This window comes from Nostoc sp. UIC 10630 (assembly GCF_010747425.1).
GTDB lineage: Bacteria > Cyanobacteriota > Cyanobacteriia > Cyanobacteriales > Nostocaceae > Nostoc.
The window spans coordinates 1-14348 of sequence record NZ_JAAGOG010000194.1 but is presented as its reverse complement, the minus strand read 5'-3'; the positions used below and the strand labels follow the sequence as shown (position 1 = coordinate 14348).

At 42.2% G+C, this 14348-nt stretch carries 12 protein-coding genes and 1 pseudogene; 8 read left to right on the top strand and 5 right to left on the bottom strand.

The window, feature by feature from the left end; genetic code table 11:
* The 3 genes and pseudogenes from G1O98_RS41230 to G1O98_RS30720 form a co-directional block, all read right to left on the bottom strand.
* Positions 1-835 (bottom strand): annotated as a pseudogene (locus G1O98_RS41230) (response regulator); the annotation flags it as partial.
* 23 nt (positions 836-858) lie between these two features.
* Complete coding sequence (locus G1O98_RS41225) at positions 859-1773, bottom strand: efflux RND transporter permease subunit (protein WP_345940608.1); 915 nt, start codon at positions 1771-1773, stop codon at positions 859-861.
* Positions 1774-1819: 46 nt separating this feature from the next.
* Positions 1820-3235 carry an efflux RND transporter periplasmic adaptor subunit gene (locus tag G1O98_RS30720; RefSeq protein WP_243458586.1) on the bottom strand — a complete coding sequence of 472 codons (1416 nt, stop codon included), beginning with the start codon at positions 3233-3235 and terminating at the stop codon, positions 1820-1822.
* A gap of 204 nt (positions 3236-3439) precedes the next feature.
* Here G1O98_RS30720 and G1O98_RS30715 point away from each other — a divergent pair, with 204 nt between their 5' ends.
* The gene (locus G1O98_RS30715; RefSeq protein WP_163936267.1) at positions 3440-3577 is read left to right on the top strand and encodes a hypothetical protein; all 138 of its coding nucleotides are present in this window, start codon (positions 3440-3442) and stop codon (positions 3575-3577) included.
* A 150-nt stretch (positions 3578-3727) separates the two neighbouring features.
* On the opposite strand, the gene aroF is transcribed toward G1O98_RS30715, so the two are convergent.
* Positions 3728-4597, bottom strand: coding sequence for a 3-deoxy-7-phosphoheptulonate synthase (gene aroF / locus G1O98_RS30710; RefSeq protein WP_163936264.1), 870 nt, complete (start codon positions 4595-4597; stop codon positions 3728-3730).
* Positions 4598-5467: 870 nt separating this feature from the next.
* Between aroF and G1O98_RS30705 the strand changes: the two genes are divergently transcribed.
* From G1O98_RS30705 to rsgA, 6 genes are all read left to right on the top strand, one after another.
* Positions 5468-5962: a hypothetical protein gene (locus G1O98_RS30705; RefSeq protein ID WP_163936261.1), complete on the top strand. Its 495-nt coding sequence runs from the start codon at positions 5468-5470 to the stop codon at positions 5960-5962.
* 82 nt (positions 5963-6044) lie between these two features.
* Positions 6045-6710 (top strand): pentapeptide repeat-containing protein, encoded by a 666-nt coding sequence (locus tag G1O98_RS30700; RefSeq protein ID WP_163936258.1) that lies wholly within the window; start codon positions 6045-6047, stop codon positions 6708-6710.
* An 863-nt stretch (positions 6711-7573) separates the two neighbouring features.
* Positions 7574-8179 (top strand): DUF4360 domain-containing protein, encoded by a 606-nt coding sequence (locus G1O98_RS30695; protein WP_163936255.1) that lies wholly within the window; start codon positions 7574-7576, stop codon positions 8177-8179.
* Positions 8180-8868: 689 nt separating this feature from the next.
* A complete protein-coding gene (locus G1O98_RS30690) occupies positions 8869-9726 on the top strand; it encodes a DUF72 domain-containing protein (RefSeq protein ID WP_163936252.1) in 858 nt (285 codons plus the stop codon).
* Positions 9727-10011: 285 nt separating this feature from the next.
* Positions 10012-10452, top strand: coding sequence for a hypothetical protein (locus G1O98_RS30685; RefSeq protein ID WP_163936249.1), 441 nt, complete (start codon positions 10012-10014; stop codon positions 10450-10452).
* A 455-nt stretch (positions 10453-10907) separates the two neighbouring features.
* Positions 10908-11969, top strand: a complete 1062-nt coding sequence (gene rsgA, locus G1O98_RS30680) for a ribosome small subunit-dependent GTPase A (RefSeq protein WP_163936246.1) — start codon at positions 10908-10910, stop codon at positions 11967-11969.
* Positions 11970-12947: 978 nt separating this feature from the next.
* Here the strand turns inward: rsgA and G1O98_RS30675 are convergent.
* Positions 12948-13202, bottom strand: a complete 255-nt coding sequence (locus G1O98_RS30675; RefSeq protein WP_163936243.1) for a hypothetical protein — start codon at positions 13200-13202, stop codon at positions 12948-12950.
* A 108-nt stretch (positions 13203-13310) separates the two neighbouring features.
* On the opposite strand from G1O98_RS30675, the gene nifH reads away from it, so the two are divergent.
* Positions 13311-14204, top strand: coding sequence for a nitrogenase iron protein (gene nifH / locus G1O98_RS30670; RefSeq protein WP_163936240.1), 894 nt, complete (start codon positions 13311-13313; stop codon positions 14202-14204).
* Positions 14205-14348: the final 144 nt, after the last annotated feature.

The window sequence follows — 14348 nt, the reverse complement described above, 5'->3', positions numbered from 1 at the left end:
CTGCCCCTCTGCTCCCCTGCTCCCCTGCCCTTCTACCTCCCTGCGTCACACGCTGCCGTAATTTCATTCGTTCTAAGCGATTGACGATCCTAGTTACAAGTTCTGGCCCGACAATGGGCTTGCTTACAAAGTCATCAGCACCAACGCTAAACACCTGATTTACCATCTCGGCATCGCTATGAACAGTGAGGAATAAGATGGGTAACTCACTCCAGTGTGAATCGTTGCGTACCAATCGACAAAGCTCTATCCCATTGATATAAGGCAATTCCACATCTAAAATCAGCATATCTGGGGCAACTGCTTCTAAAGTTTCCCAAAACTGAAGCGGATTTTCAAGAGCGATCGCTCTGAGCCCCCAAGGGCTAAGTAAGGTTTGCAACAATGCCTGAATTTGCGGATCATCGTCCATAACCAATATTTTAGTTTCTGTATCGGGATGATTTTGCAGCGGTTGCGTCACTGTTTCTAATTGCGGAATTGGTGATACAGATATTGCCTCTGCATCGTTTCCCTCTATTTCTCGACGCAATAAATTTACCCAACTTTGGAGGTTGCCAATCTCAGATTTACTCAAGATTTGGCCAGAACTCAGCAGCAGTTCGATATTGCGGGCCAATTTTGAGCCAAGAGGCAAGCCAAAAGTCCCTAAAGACCCTGCCAAGGTATGGGCTTCTTTGGTTGCAAGGGAGAGTAATTCGGGATTTAAACTATTATTTTGATTTAAAGTTGCGATCGCTTGCTCTAGCACCCTCACCTGCTGCTCCACCCGCCCTTGAAATCGTTGCCAAATTTCTGCAACTGCCATTAGCGCTTGCTGCTGTGATTTGAGATTGGGTACTGGCGATTTTACTCTATCTACTTCCCCTCTGCTCCCCTGCTCCTCTGCTCCCCTGCTCCCCTGCTCCTCTGCTCCCCTGCTCCCTTACTCTCTTTCTTGACAGGAAAATACCAACTCGCAATCTTGTCATTTTCCACGCTGTCCAGAACTTGACCTAGTTCTCCTAGCTGCACTGGTGCGCCGTTCTGATAAGCCACACTTAGGGAGCGATAGCTGGCCGCATCGTTGAGTTGACCGTTTGCTTGGATGGTAGAATTTTGCTGCTTACCGTAAAGTGTCCCCGTAGGCAGATTGACATTTCCATTAGCGATCGCAGTTGCTACTTCATCAATTCCTATGCCTTTGACACTCAGCGCTTCCGGGTCAAGCTGAATTCGTACCGCGTACTTTTGGGAACCAAACACCTGCACTTGTGCTACTCCATCCACCATTGACAGGCGTTGTGCCAGCAATGTTTCAGCGTATTTGTCTACTGTTGAGAGGGGCAGAATAGACGAATTGAGGGAGATGTAAAGGACTGGCTGATCTGCCGGATTTACCTTTCGGTAAGATGGCGGATTAGGCATATTTGTCGGTAACTGTTTTGCTCCCTTAGCGATCGCAGACTGGACATCTTGGGCTGCGCCGTCAATATCCCGATTCAGGTCAAATTGCAGCGTCAGTTGTGTAGTACCCAAAGAACTGGTAGAGTTCATCGAACTCAATCCCGCGATGCTCGAAAACTGCTGCTCTAAAGGAGTTGCGACTGAGGCAGCCATCGTTTCTGGACTAGCTCCGGGCAGATTAGCTGTTACCTGGAGTGTTGGATAATCTACATTGGGTAAGTCGCTAACAGGTAGCTGTTGGTAACTGATCAGCCCAAATATCAAAATGCCAACCATAACCAGAGTTGTCATGATTGGTCGCCGGATAAATAGCTCAGAAATGTTCATCTTAATAATGAGTCATTTGTCATTGGTCATTTGTCATTGTTTTCCATCACCTCTGCCCCTCTGCCTTTCCGCCTCCCTGCTCCCCTGCTCCCCTGCTTCCTACCTCCGGTTTCACTTGGACTGTGGCACCAGGCACTAGGTTGAATTGTCCATCAATAACTACTTGTTCACCCGGTTTCAAGCCTTGCTTAATTACCGTTTCGTTCTCAACGGTGTCGCCGACGGTAATTGTCCGCATTTCTGCTGTTTTATCGGGTTTGATTACATACACAAATTGTCCCTTTTGCCCACTCTGTACCGCCTGAGAAGGAACAGTAATGGCATTTGGTTCTTCGCTCAGTTTGAGGACTACATTAACAAATTGCCCCGGAAACAGGCGATCGTCAGCGTTAGCAAAAGTACCCTTAAGTTGAATTGTGCCTGTTTGGGTATTGACTCCACTATCGACAAAGGTAAGTTCGCCTCGTACTGGCCGCCCTGCATCTTTAGGAGGTAAAGCATCGACTTCTAACTTGCCGTTATTAGCACTATATTTTTTGATATCTGGCAGCAATCGCTGGGCAATGGAAAAGTTGACGTAAATCGGGTGAATTTGACTGATTGTAATGAGCGGATCGGTGGCATTCGCCTCTACCAAGTTGCCTTGATTTAGCTTCAGACTACCCGTGCGTCCAGCAATTGGTGAGTATATGGAAGTATAGGAAAGCTGAACTTTAGCATTATCGATCGCAGCTTCATCTGCTATTACCACCGCCTGAGCATTTTGTACATCTGCTTGGGCTGCTGCGATCGCAGCGTGAGCATTTGCTACTCCCTCTTGATCTGCTTGCACTGTTGCCTGTTGAGCAGCAGCAGTAGTCTGATACTGTTCTGACTGTTCTTTACTGATAGCCCCTTGCTTGAGCAAACTAGCATAACGTTGAGCCTGCACATTTGCATTTGTTGCCTGGGACTTATCCTTTACGACATTCGCTTTTGCCTGGTTCACTTGAGCGATCGCTTTTAGCACATTAGCCTGTGCCTGTTTCACCTGAGCCAAATCTTTAGCCTTGGCAGCATTAGCTTGCATCAGCGCGGCTTGTAGAGGGCGAGAATCAATTTTAAATAACAAGTCTCCTTTCTTAACGTTCTGTCCTTGCTGAAAATAGACTCCAGTCAGTTGCCCACCAACTTGAGATTTGACAGATACCGTAGAATATGCTTCAACTGTCCCCGTAGCCGATAACTGTACTGGAATAGTTTTTTGAGTCGCAATGGCAACCACCACTGGCACGGCTCGCTTTTTTCCTGCTTCTTTTCCACTTGATTGGGCTTCGGAAGCATTACAGGCAGCACACAAGTAAGTTAGACCTAATATAAGTAGTGAAAATCGTCCTCTTTGAATAACGTTATAAAAGCTAGGAATAGTTTGAGCAGCCAAGGACGGAGGCTTTATCGTCTGAATAGAAACTAAACGGCGCATATTAACAATTTGGGGAAAGGGGAAGCACATACACGTACTAGCTTGTCGTTAGACATCGCATTTTTTTTGCAAAATGGTTGGTTGCGATTAATTCTAATTAGATAAGCAGAATGTTAGTCAAGCTAAACATTAGTGTACTAATAATTGCTGTTTTAGCCTACCCCTTTTGGAAAGAAATTGTTGTTAAACTTGTGTGACTTTTTTGTGACTTTATTTATATCAGAACTTACGCAAAATATTTATCAAATTCTCATTCCTTTGCACCTTTGCGGTAGCCTGCGGCAAGCGGCTGACGCTCCTTCTCTGCGAGACGCTACGCGAACGTCGCTACCGCTTCGCTAATGCCTCTAAGTTATTCCCTAACTTGTGCGTAACTAAGCAACAAACTTATTTTACGAAGGCGATTGCAGTTTGTCATTCAGCCAAAATAAATATTTGGAATTAGACATTTAAGCGATGCCTACGGCGGTAAACTACGCCCTCAAATGAGATTCAAGCAGCACAAAAAATCGGGGCAGGTGATAAACCCGCCCCGATATTTGATATATTGCGCCCAACGGCTGTTGCTACAGGCTTTAAACTATGAACTAAACGCACCATATCTTCTAAAGAGAGTGCTTGACGGGCATCAGAAACAGATTTTTCTGGTTCTGGGTGACATTCAATAATTAATCCATCTGCACCGCAAGCGATCGCAGCCCTAGCCACAGGTGCTACCAGTTCCCGTTTACCAACAGCATGGGAAGGATCTACAATCACAGGCAGGTGAGTTATTTGCTTGAGTGCTGCTACTGCCCCTAAATCTAGGACATTGCGGGTGTAATCATCGAAGCTGCGGATACCGCGTTCGCACAACACCACATCAGGATTCCCGTGGCTAAGAATATATTCAGCAGCCATGACGAATTCTTCAATAGTCGCTGCTAAACCACGTTTGAGGAGTATTGGTTTACCAGCTTGTCCCAAAGCTTTGAGCAAGTCGAAGTTTTGCATATTGCGGCTACCAACTTGAAGCATATCAGCGTGGGCGGCGACTACTTCAATTTGGGAAATTGACATCACCTCAGTGACAACTGGCATATTGTAATGCGATCGCACCCTTGCCAAAATCCTCAATCCTTCCTCACCCATACCCTGGAAAGCGTAGGGAGATGTGCGAGGTTTGTAGACACCGCCACGCAACCCCTGTATCGATGCAGTAGATAGCTTTTGGGCGACAATCTCCATTTGCTCTAAGCTTTCAACGGTACAGGGCCCGCCGATAATTACCAGTTCTTCGCCTCCGAAAGCGACTTTTTCTGAAATTTTAACGATTGTCTGGTGATTCGGATGAGATTGTGCGGCAAGTTTAGCATTAATCATGGTTTTATTCTCCTGAAAAGTTATGGATTAAGTATTAGGTATTAGTCCCCAGTGATAATAAAAAAGCCCGGAACCTATGAAGAGTTCCGGGCGCGTTCTGATTCATCGACATGACGCTACTTACCCGGAATTTATTCTGGGCCAAAAGTAAAAGCCATAAAACCAGCTACTTAAATAAGTCATGACGATGAAATTCTCCTTAAAACAACAAAAACCGCAGAGTTTGCTCTGCGGTTCACCGGGCGGTTTCCATTAGGAAACTACATTCACTCCCGGTGAACCACCTTAAACCAAAAATAAAAGTAGGAACTTGTTTTAAGCATTTGTGGGGCTTTTGCTGGAAAATTTAATAAATATACCTATTTAAGCTAACATTAACAGGAAGAATAGGCGGTGTCAAGACCCCAATAAACCACAAAAAAGCGATAGACTCAGTACAACCGTAGGAGTAAAGACTCGCATTCTAGGGAAATAACCTGCCTTAAGCCGCTTTACATCTATATCAATTGCCCCTAAGACAGATGTAGTTTTTCAAATAATCTATATTTGGTCTTTCCTGTGAATGCGTAACTCCTAAAAACATATACACCAGTTTGCTTTTTAAATGGGGTACAAAATAAAGGACTCAAAACCAGATACAAAGAGTTTCTATCTCCTCCCCCCCTGTCCTCTGCCTCCTGCCCTCTGCCGCCTGCCTCCTGCCTCCAAACCCGTAGCTTTGTACTTCATGCAAAAGAAAACATCTGTAATTCTCCTGACTTATCAGTTCACCTTGCGAAAGCTGATTGCAGACAATTGACGATCGCCATACATTATTCTGACCCAAGCTCTCATTGACCAGATTAACTTTTTAGGATCATCAGTTTCATTATGCCCAGTTCCAAAATCTTAGCCCAATCTTTCGACTATTATGGAGTTTACCCCTGCCCAGTCTGTCGAATAGGTAAGATTTCTCACATGCCATTGATGGAAGCTATGGCTTGTGACTTTTGTCAAGAGATTTTTACAGTCAACTTAGAAATACAGCAAATCAAGATGCCTTCTAGACAACCACCATTAACTTGGCGTTGGAATGGGTTTAGTTGGACAGAAGGCCAGTTAGAAGGAGTGGAGTTAGGTTGGGGTTATGGATTAGCGGCAGCAGTTTTTGTAATTCTTCCCACTACTTTAATTGGCATAGTAGCTTACTATTTTCCTGCTGACCTCAAGGAACCCATTACTTGGACACCATATATTTGGACAGTATTGACCTTCTTATCACATTTATCAATTATTGTTTGGATTGTTATTGAAATTTATCAAATTCCAGTTGCAGCATATTTGAGAGCGATCGCTCGATGGAGAAATCGGGAGATGGAGAGATGAGGAAGCAGGGGAGTGGCAAAAGATGCAGCGAATACATGGCTCCATCACTCATAATTAAGTTGATTGTCCACCAAAATATCGTATGAGCGATCTGGAGCGGTACTATAGAATTTTGGAATTAGAGCCTGGGGCAACACTTGAAGAAGTGAACCAGGCTTACAAAGATTTAGTCTTTGTTTGGCATCCCGATCGCATTCCCAAAGAAAATCTCCGTTTACAGCAGAAAGCACAAGACAAGCTGAAAGCCATAAATGAAGCTCGTGAAAAATTGCGCTCTTTAAAAACCAAACATCAAACCATATCTAATTCACCTTCACCTTCACCTTCACCGTCATATCAACAGCAAACATCACCTCAAAAAACCCAGCCACCACCGAAGCAAAACTCAGACTTGAGTGGCAAAGACTACAGTCGGGCAAATTTGAGCAACAAAGACTTATCTGGCAGAAATCTAAGTTATGCAAACTTGAGTGGTGCTAATCTCAGCGACACTTTTATGCACAAAGTCAACCTCAGAGGGGCGAATTTATCTGAAGCAAATTTATTTCGGGCAAACCTCCTTTTAGCGGATCTTAGGGAAGCGAATTTACGTGGCGCTAATTTAATTGGTGCGGATCTCAGTGGAACCGACTTACGAGGAGCCGACTTAACAGGAGCGCGGATTCGTTCTGGTGAGCGCCTTTTGGTTAAATTAATTGGTGCTAACTTAGCTGGGGCAATTATGCCTGATGGGGAAATTTATCAATAACCGAGGTTGCACTACGATACAGAGTCAGGTAGCACAGGTGTGCTACCCAATTTTTTTGAGTATAAGTACCAATACAGTTCAGATAAGCCCAAAACACTTGTAGAGACGGCGATTTATCGCGTCTCAAAAACCCAAAATTTTTGCCAGTAGCCCTTACCTAAGCGTATGAGTAGAAGTACTTAAGTTGACGCGCGTAAGTAATGCTGTGTCCTTGCTTTGCGGTTAAATCATTAATTGCGATCGCCTAGTCAATTTTACGGGAACACAATATAAAATCTTTAGTCATTAAGCAAGTACAGATTAAATATCCAAGGCTTAACTAAGAAGTTAAAAGTCAAAAATTAGAATTAATTAGAGAAAAATATCGCTAATTGTAGACTGCTAAATATTTTATTTAGTGAGGTAAGGTGTTGATTTTTATTCAGCAGTTATACATTAATTACGTATTTACTCTAAATTAGAACACTGAATTTAATTTAGATACTTCTATAAGTAATTCAGTTTAACTCTAGTTACCTAAATTTCAATATGCAGATGTAGCTTCGGTAAGTTAAACAGCTAACTTTTCGATAGTTTTGAGATGTCTATTATGGCTTTAACAGTCTATATTTCGGCTTCTTTGAGCAGATTGTCTAGTTTGCAAATTTATACTTGCCCTATTAATGCGTTGATTATTTAACCGGAAATAAGTTTGCTTTAGATTCTTTATATATCAAGAGTCTATCAGCTTGTCATAAGTTATACATGGGCTTTGCCTCCCATTTAAATATGGTCGATACTGATTTTTTTAACGATCAGTTTTCCGGAATCAGCCGCAACAAATTTGGAGCTAACACTATCCAAATACTCAAAACAGGTGAGTTATGAATAATCAAAATTTCAAGACAACATCTATCAACTTTATCAAATCTTTTCTAGCTGCGGCTACACTGATAACAGCTTCCGTCGGCCCTGCTTTTGCTAACGACAAAGTGGAAATTGTAGGTGCAGAATATGGTGGTAATGGCTGCCCTGAAGGATCTGCTAGTGTAAGTGTCAGCCCCGATGGTCAAGAGCTAAGTATTCTATTTGATAAGTTTATAGCTGTAGGGAATAAAGCAGAAGAAAGACGCAAAAACTGTAACTTAAGTATTCCGATCAAAGTCCCCCAAGGCTTTCAAATTTCCCTCTACGATGCTGATTATCGGGGCTATGTTGCTCCTAGCACAATTGGCAGACTAAGAGCAGAGTACTTTTTTGCTGGTCAGCGTGGGCCTGTTTTTTCTCGGACATTTAACGGCGAAAGTGATTACAACGTTCGTGATCAATTAGTGACTGTAGCTGATGTTTGGTCACGCTGTGGTGACAGTGTAAATATGCGGGTAAATGCTGCGATGACCGCCAGTGGTCAAGGTATAGCAACTGTTGACTCCTTTGACCTCGCCCACCGAGGGTTGGTTTATCACGTCAAATATCGCCAGTGTCGTTAAGTCTTTTCAAAGCCAAGAGCAACAAACTTTTAACTTTAAAAAAATCTAAGGCTTTGTTGGTTTGAGGAACATGGAACCTAACACTCTGTATCGATGTTAGGTTTTCTTACATCAACCCAACAAGCCATTTTTTGCACTTAAAGCTTGCGTTACGCTCTGCTACGCACCTTAAATTATGGCTGATTTTTCACGTTATGTAGAAAAGTCCACCAAAAACCTAATCCCCTAACCCCCTTTCCGACGCGGGAAGGGGGAAAATTTAAAGTCTCTCTCCTGAAAGGCTACGGTGTACACACATCTTTCTAGAAAACCAAAATCGTCGTAGATCCCCCTAAATCCACGCCAGTTGCTCATGGGGGAAACCCCCTTCTCTACGAGACGCTCCGCGTTCGCGTAGCGTTCCGTTGGCGCAGCCTCTCGTAGAGAAGGAAAGGCGCTAGCCTCTCCCTTTGGGAGAAGACCGCACTGGCTCCCCTTAAGAAGGGGGACTTTGAGAGCTTTTTGCCCCCTTTTTTAAGGGGATTGGGGGGATCAAAAGGCTGTGGCGCAACTCTAGAAGACTTGTGTGTACACCGTAGCTCCTAAAAGGAGAGAGAAATAGAAGTGAGGTTTTCCAGATGCCGTGAAGAGTCAGGAATTTACAACCAACCTGTAAAATTGAATATGATACATCAAGGCTTTTAGGCATTGTGAACTTTTTTATTGGTTGTGCTGTTTGGGCATATAAAGGTTGGGTTGGCGAACTTTACCCCCAAGGTACTCGCACCGCCGATTTTCTCAATCTCTACAGTCGTCGTTTCACCACTGTAGAAGGTAACACCACCTTTTATGCCGTGCCTAACCAACAAACAGTAACCCGTTGGGCTGCCGAAACACCAGCAGGTTTTGAATTTTGTCTAAAATTACCGCGAGATATTACCCATCAAGGGTTGCTACAACCTTATATTCCGGCGGCTTTAAAATTTCTGGAAGGGATGCGCCCTTTAGGTAAGCATCTTGGGCCAATATTTGCCCAGTTACCACCTAGTTATGCACCTGCATTACTTGAAGATTTGACTAGCTTTCTGGAAGCTTGGCCGCGCACAGATGCACCCCTAGCCTTGGAAGTTCGTCATCCCGACTGGTTCAGAGAACCCCATGCTAGTAATTTGACAGCGCTTTTGCAAAAGCTAGGGGTAGGACGGGTACTTTTAGACTCGCGCCCCATTTACACTGGAGATGATGACCCTCAGTTGAAATCAGAACGACGTAAACCCAAATTACCATTGCAATTGAGTGTGACAGCACCTTTTACTCTGATTCGGTTTATTTCCCATCCAAATTTATCAGTGAATCAGCAGTTTATGGAAGAGTGGGTAAAGCAGATTCAGCAATGGTTACAGGCGGGAGTGCGAATTTATTTCTTTGTTCATTGTCCAATAGAAGCGCGATCGCCTAACATAGCTCGTCACTTCCAACAGCTATTAGAACAGAGTGATACACCAGTTCCACCCTTACCTTGGAATAACCTTGAGCATCCCCCCAATCAGCTGAGTTTATGGTCTTGAAAGGCAAGGCGCAAGGATCAAAGGAAATAGTCCCACAGAATGAAATTTATAACTTTTATAATATATCTAATGTTTAGTGATAAAAAAAGAGCGATAATTAGTATTTCAGTACTTTTCTGTTAATGCTTGATATTTCTTTCTTATTGACAAAAACGGCTATTACCGTTTTTGTTAAATGGTGATGAGGGTTTAGGTGATAGATAAATATATCTAAAAAGAAAAGTATTGATTTTTAATATGTAATTTAAGCATTTTTTGAAAGCAGTTACGCCAAAGGAGGTTAAGATGAGTCGTCTTCTTTATGAAAGTTCAGTCTCATACAAAGGATATCTCATCATTCCATTCGTTTTTGGGAAAGTTGATAATTACGAGATTTATTCTTATAAATTACTATCTGAAATTGGTCACAGAAGCCAATTTCATAAAGCAGAAAACCCAGTAGGAATCTATGGAAGTAGCGTTAGTAATATCGTTGACATTGCAAAAGAACATATCGATCAAAACTCAGACTTTGTGAACCAGAGAGATTTTTTTAAGTCTCGCTACATTTACCGTAACCATTTGATTATTATCTTTCAAGAAGGAGACAAATGCTTTTATGACCATTATCCACCAGAGTTATTGAATAATATTGCGGCTCCAAAATTATTCAAATCCGAATACGAATGCTTGAGTTGGATTAAACAAGGACTCGATGGACCACAGGTGCGACAAAGAGCTATTTGAAAAAGACAGAAGTTAGGAGTTAAGAGCAAAGCAAGCTTAATATAGGACTCATATTTGATTTTTGAAAAAATCAGTATAGCTCAAATAGGCTTCTTAACTGTAGCCTATTGCCTGTTGCCTTCCTATCGCGCTTGCGCTGCGCGAACAGAAATCAAATCAGATTGCTATATCTGCTTTTTAAACGAATTTTCTGGAATAGGCTAATGTAGTAATGTAGATTATTTACTGTAGTACATAAGGAGGACGAACTATGACTGAGTTGCTAGCAGTCCGGGTTAATTTGACCATCCCAACCCAACGGACACAAGGCGCAGAGATTCTTGTTCAGTCCTCTTTCCTACAGGAATGACAACTAGAATTTACAGACATTATTGTGCTGGGGGCTTCCCTGCATAGAAATGTCCTCCTCTGTGGAACCTTGTGCAAAACAAGTAGCACACATCGAGGAAACATCAATGAATTTGGATTATTTAGGCTGGAGTGACTTTTTTGCTCGTAGCTTTGAACCCTATCGCTTACAAGGATTTAGTGTTGGTAGGGTTGCCATTGAATACAGAAATACTTACACCCTTTATAGTGAAGAGGGAGAACTTTCAGCAGAAGTTGCAGGCAAATTGCGGCATCGGGCTTCCCAACCACAAGACTTTCCAGCAGTGGGAGATTGGGTTGTTATTAGTGTAAGAGAATCTGAAAGACAAGCCACCATCAACGAGATTTTACCCAGGAAAAGCAAATTCTCCCGCAAGACGGTAGGTAGTAAAACAGAAGAACAAATTGTTGCAGCTAATATTGATACAGTTTTTTTAGTCTCAGGGCTGGATGGCGATTTTAACCCTAGAAGAGTTGAACGTTATCTAATTCTGGCTTGGGAAAGTGGTGCAAATCCAGTAGTGGTGTTAAACAAAGCAGATTTGTGCAACTCTCTAGAAGAATACTTAGCACAAGTAGAAGCAGTTGCTTTGGGTGTACCAATTGTAGTTTTAAGTGCCACCAATCATCAAGGATTAGATGGCTTAAAACCTTACCTGCAAACAGGACAAACAGTTGCTTTGTTGGGGTCTTCTGGTGTTGGTAAATCCACCATCACTAACCAACTACAAGGCACATCTGTGCAAATGGTACAACCACTACGGCGAGGTGATGACCGAGGTAGACACACAACAACTCATCGTGAATTAATTTTGCTCTCTACTGGTGGATTAATTATTGATACGCCAGGAATGCGGGAAATCCAAATTTGGGCAAGTGACGAAGGTTTGCAAGAAACTTTTACAGATATAGAAACCTTGGCCCAAAAATGCCATTTTCGTAATTGTCAGCATAATAACGAACCCGGTTGTGGAGTGCAGCAGGCTTTGGCTGAAGGAGAACTTGATTATTCCAGGTTTCTCAGCTACCAAAAGTTGCAAAAAGAACTCGATTACCTTACCCGCAAACAAGACCAGAGGATGCAACTAGCCGAGAAAGAACGCTGGAAAAAGATTCATAAAGCCATGCGAAATCATCACAAGCGCTAATTGCACAGGTATCAACTTCAGCTAAAACTCTTTTAAAACCTCGTTTCCAGCTAGAGACTGGAAACGAGAAGCAAGAGACAATCTTTAAAAGCTTATTAGCTTTTACCTTAATTGAATCTACTTTCATGACGAATTTTAAAGTGAAAAATAACAAATTGTATTTTTTTATAAAACATTAGTTTTAAATACTTTTATCAAATATCCGAAAGTATCTAACTGTACATATTGACTATGGCAATAATTTAAATAATTGGCAACCTTTGAGCGTGTAACTTATGGCTATTAAAGATTGTAAGGATAATCTTCTATCTAGTAAATAAATAATTTGAGATTCGGCAAATAAATTATTGAGATGTATGTTATGGTTTTTATAGGAATCAAAACGAGTGAAAGCACAAAAAGACTTCAAGATAATTTTGAGGCAAGCTCAAGAAAGTTTTTTTGCTCTGGTAAGTCCACTTCAATTCGCTACATATTGCTGTAACAAAAATCTAAAACTAGATTGAGTAGGATAGTAGCCTTTGTAACAACTTGAAGTCAATCAAAATTTATCTGGGTATGAGCCAATAAGAGTTGGCTAACCTAGCTAGAACATTACCCGCCAAAGGCAATTACTCTTGGAGTCTGGGAAGAAAGACTCTTAGTACAGCCTGACAAATCCATAGAAATACAGAATATTTACAAACTTAGTTTTGTGGGAGCAAACATTTTCAACCGCGAACTAAGTTGAAGCAGTTGATGACTTTTGGAACAAAAACTCTAAGCAGAATGGTGCCATAAACCATACTGTCAAAAGTCACTTAGATATTGTCTAAGCTAAAGTGTTAGAGATTGCCTGTGCAAACATTATAGTATTGCACCTATAGCTACCACTTTTAGGCTGGAATTTATCTTGCTGCATCAATCACGAAACGATAAGCACTATTGAAGTTTTTGGCAATTTGACATCAGCAAAATCAAAGAAGTTGCAGTGACCATTTAGAGTGGATTGCAATTTGGTTGGTTGTGTGGTTCAGGGAATAAATCTGCGTTCGTTTGAATTCCTGCTGCAACCACTCTTGAGGCTTGAGCAACCATTTGGGATTCTGTTACAACAACTGACAATGCTGAAGTCAACGTTTTAAAGACTTCGTTATTAGGAGATAGAGATTTTCTATCACTTGAGCTATCGCTTTGTGGGTAAATATGTTCTGATTTTAGCTGTTTTTGTCGGGGTGCAATGTCTAGTGACAAGTTGCTACACGTTAACGCCAACAGGCTCTACTTCCCTACGTTCCAAGGGTGAATATCTCATATCAAGCTTCCGACCCATCAATTAAATCATTGTAGGAAAACACAACCATGGCTGACGAAAAGATTAGACAAATAGCTTTCTATGGTAAAGGCGGTATTGGTAAATCTACTACCTCTCAAAACACCCTTGCAGCAATGGCTGAAATGGGTCAACGCATTCTAATTGTCGGTTGCGACCCTAAAGCTGACTCTACCCGTTTGATGCTACATAGTAAAGCTCAAACAAGTGTTCTTCAATTAGCTGCTGAAAGAGGCGCTGTAGAAGATATTGAACTCGAAGAAGTAATGCTGACTGGTTTCCGTGATGTACGTTGTGTGGAGTCTGGTGGCCCTGAACCCGGTGTAGGTTGCGCTGGTCGTGGTATCATCACTGCTATCAACTTCCTAGAAGAAAACGGTGCCTACAAAGACGTTGATTTTGTAAGTTACGACGTTTTAGGTGACGTTGTGTGCGGTGGTTTTGCTATGCCTATCCGTGAAGGCAAGGCACAAGAAATCTACATCGTTACCTCTGGTGAAATGATGGCGATGTATGCAGCTAACAACATCGCTCGTGGTGTTCTCAAATATGCTCACACTGGCGGAGTGCGCTTGGGTGGTTTGATTTGTAACAGCCGTAACGTTGACCGAGAAATCGACTTAATCGAAACCTTGGCAAAACGTTTGAACACCCAAATGATTCACTACGTACCTCGTGACAACATTGTTCAACACGCAGAATTGCGTCGGATGACTGTTAACGAGTACGCACCAGATAGCAATCAAAGTAACGAATATCGGACATTGGCTACCAAGATTATCAACAACGACAAGCTTTCTGTCCCCACTCCTATTGAGATGGAAGAGTTAGAAGAGTTGTTGATTGAATTCGGTATCCTCGAAAGCGATGAAAATACCGCAATGCTTGTTGGTAAGACTGCTACTGAAGCACCAGTCAAGTAATACTAATTAAATAATGGTTTAGGGTGGGCTACTTGTCCACCCTTTTCTCATTCGTTTAAATCCCTAATAACTCAAGTTGCGGGTAATAAAATACAAATGAGGATATGGGAAATGTAGGCACAGTAAATAAGCGGTTGTACGAAA

Excerpts from the sequence above, each read along its gene's own strand:
- G1O98_RS41225 (WP_345940608.1), bottom strand. The coding sequence starts at position 1,773 with ATGAACATTTCTGAGCTATTTATCCGGCGACCAATCATGACAACTCTG.
- G1O98_RS30720 (WP_243458586.1), bottom strand. The coding sequence starts at position 3,235 with ATGCGCCGTTTAGTTTCTATTCAGACGATAAAGCCTCCGTCCTTGGCT.
- aroF (WP_163936264.1), bottom strand. The coding sequence starts at position 4,597 with ATGATTAATGCTAAACTTGCCGCACAATCTCATCCGAATCACCAGACA.
- G1O98_RS30705 (WP_163936261.1), top strand. The coding sequence starts at position 5,468 with ATGCCCAGTTCCAAAATCTTAGCCCAATCTTTCGACTATTATGGAGTT.
- G1O98_RS30700 (WP_163936258.1), top strand. The coding sequence starts at position 6,045 with ATGAGCGATCTGGAGCGGTACTATAGAATTTTGGAATTAGAGCCTGGG.
- G1O98_RS30695 (WP_163936255.1), top strand. The coding sequence starts at position 7,574 with ATGAATAATCAAAATTTCAAGACAACATCTATCAACTTTATCAAATCT.
- G1O98_RS30685 (WP_163936249.1), top strand. The coding sequence starts at position 10,012 with ATGAGTCGTCTTCTTTATGAAAGTTCAGTCTCATACAAAGGATATCTC.
- rsgA (WP_163936246.1), top strand. The coding sequence starts at position 10,908 with ATGAATTTGGATTATTTAGGCTGGAGTGACTTTTTTGCTCGTAGCTTT.
- nifH (WP_163936240.1), top strand. The coding sequence starts at position 13,311 with ATGGCTGACGAAAAGATTAGACAAATAGCTTTCTATGGTAAAGGCGGT.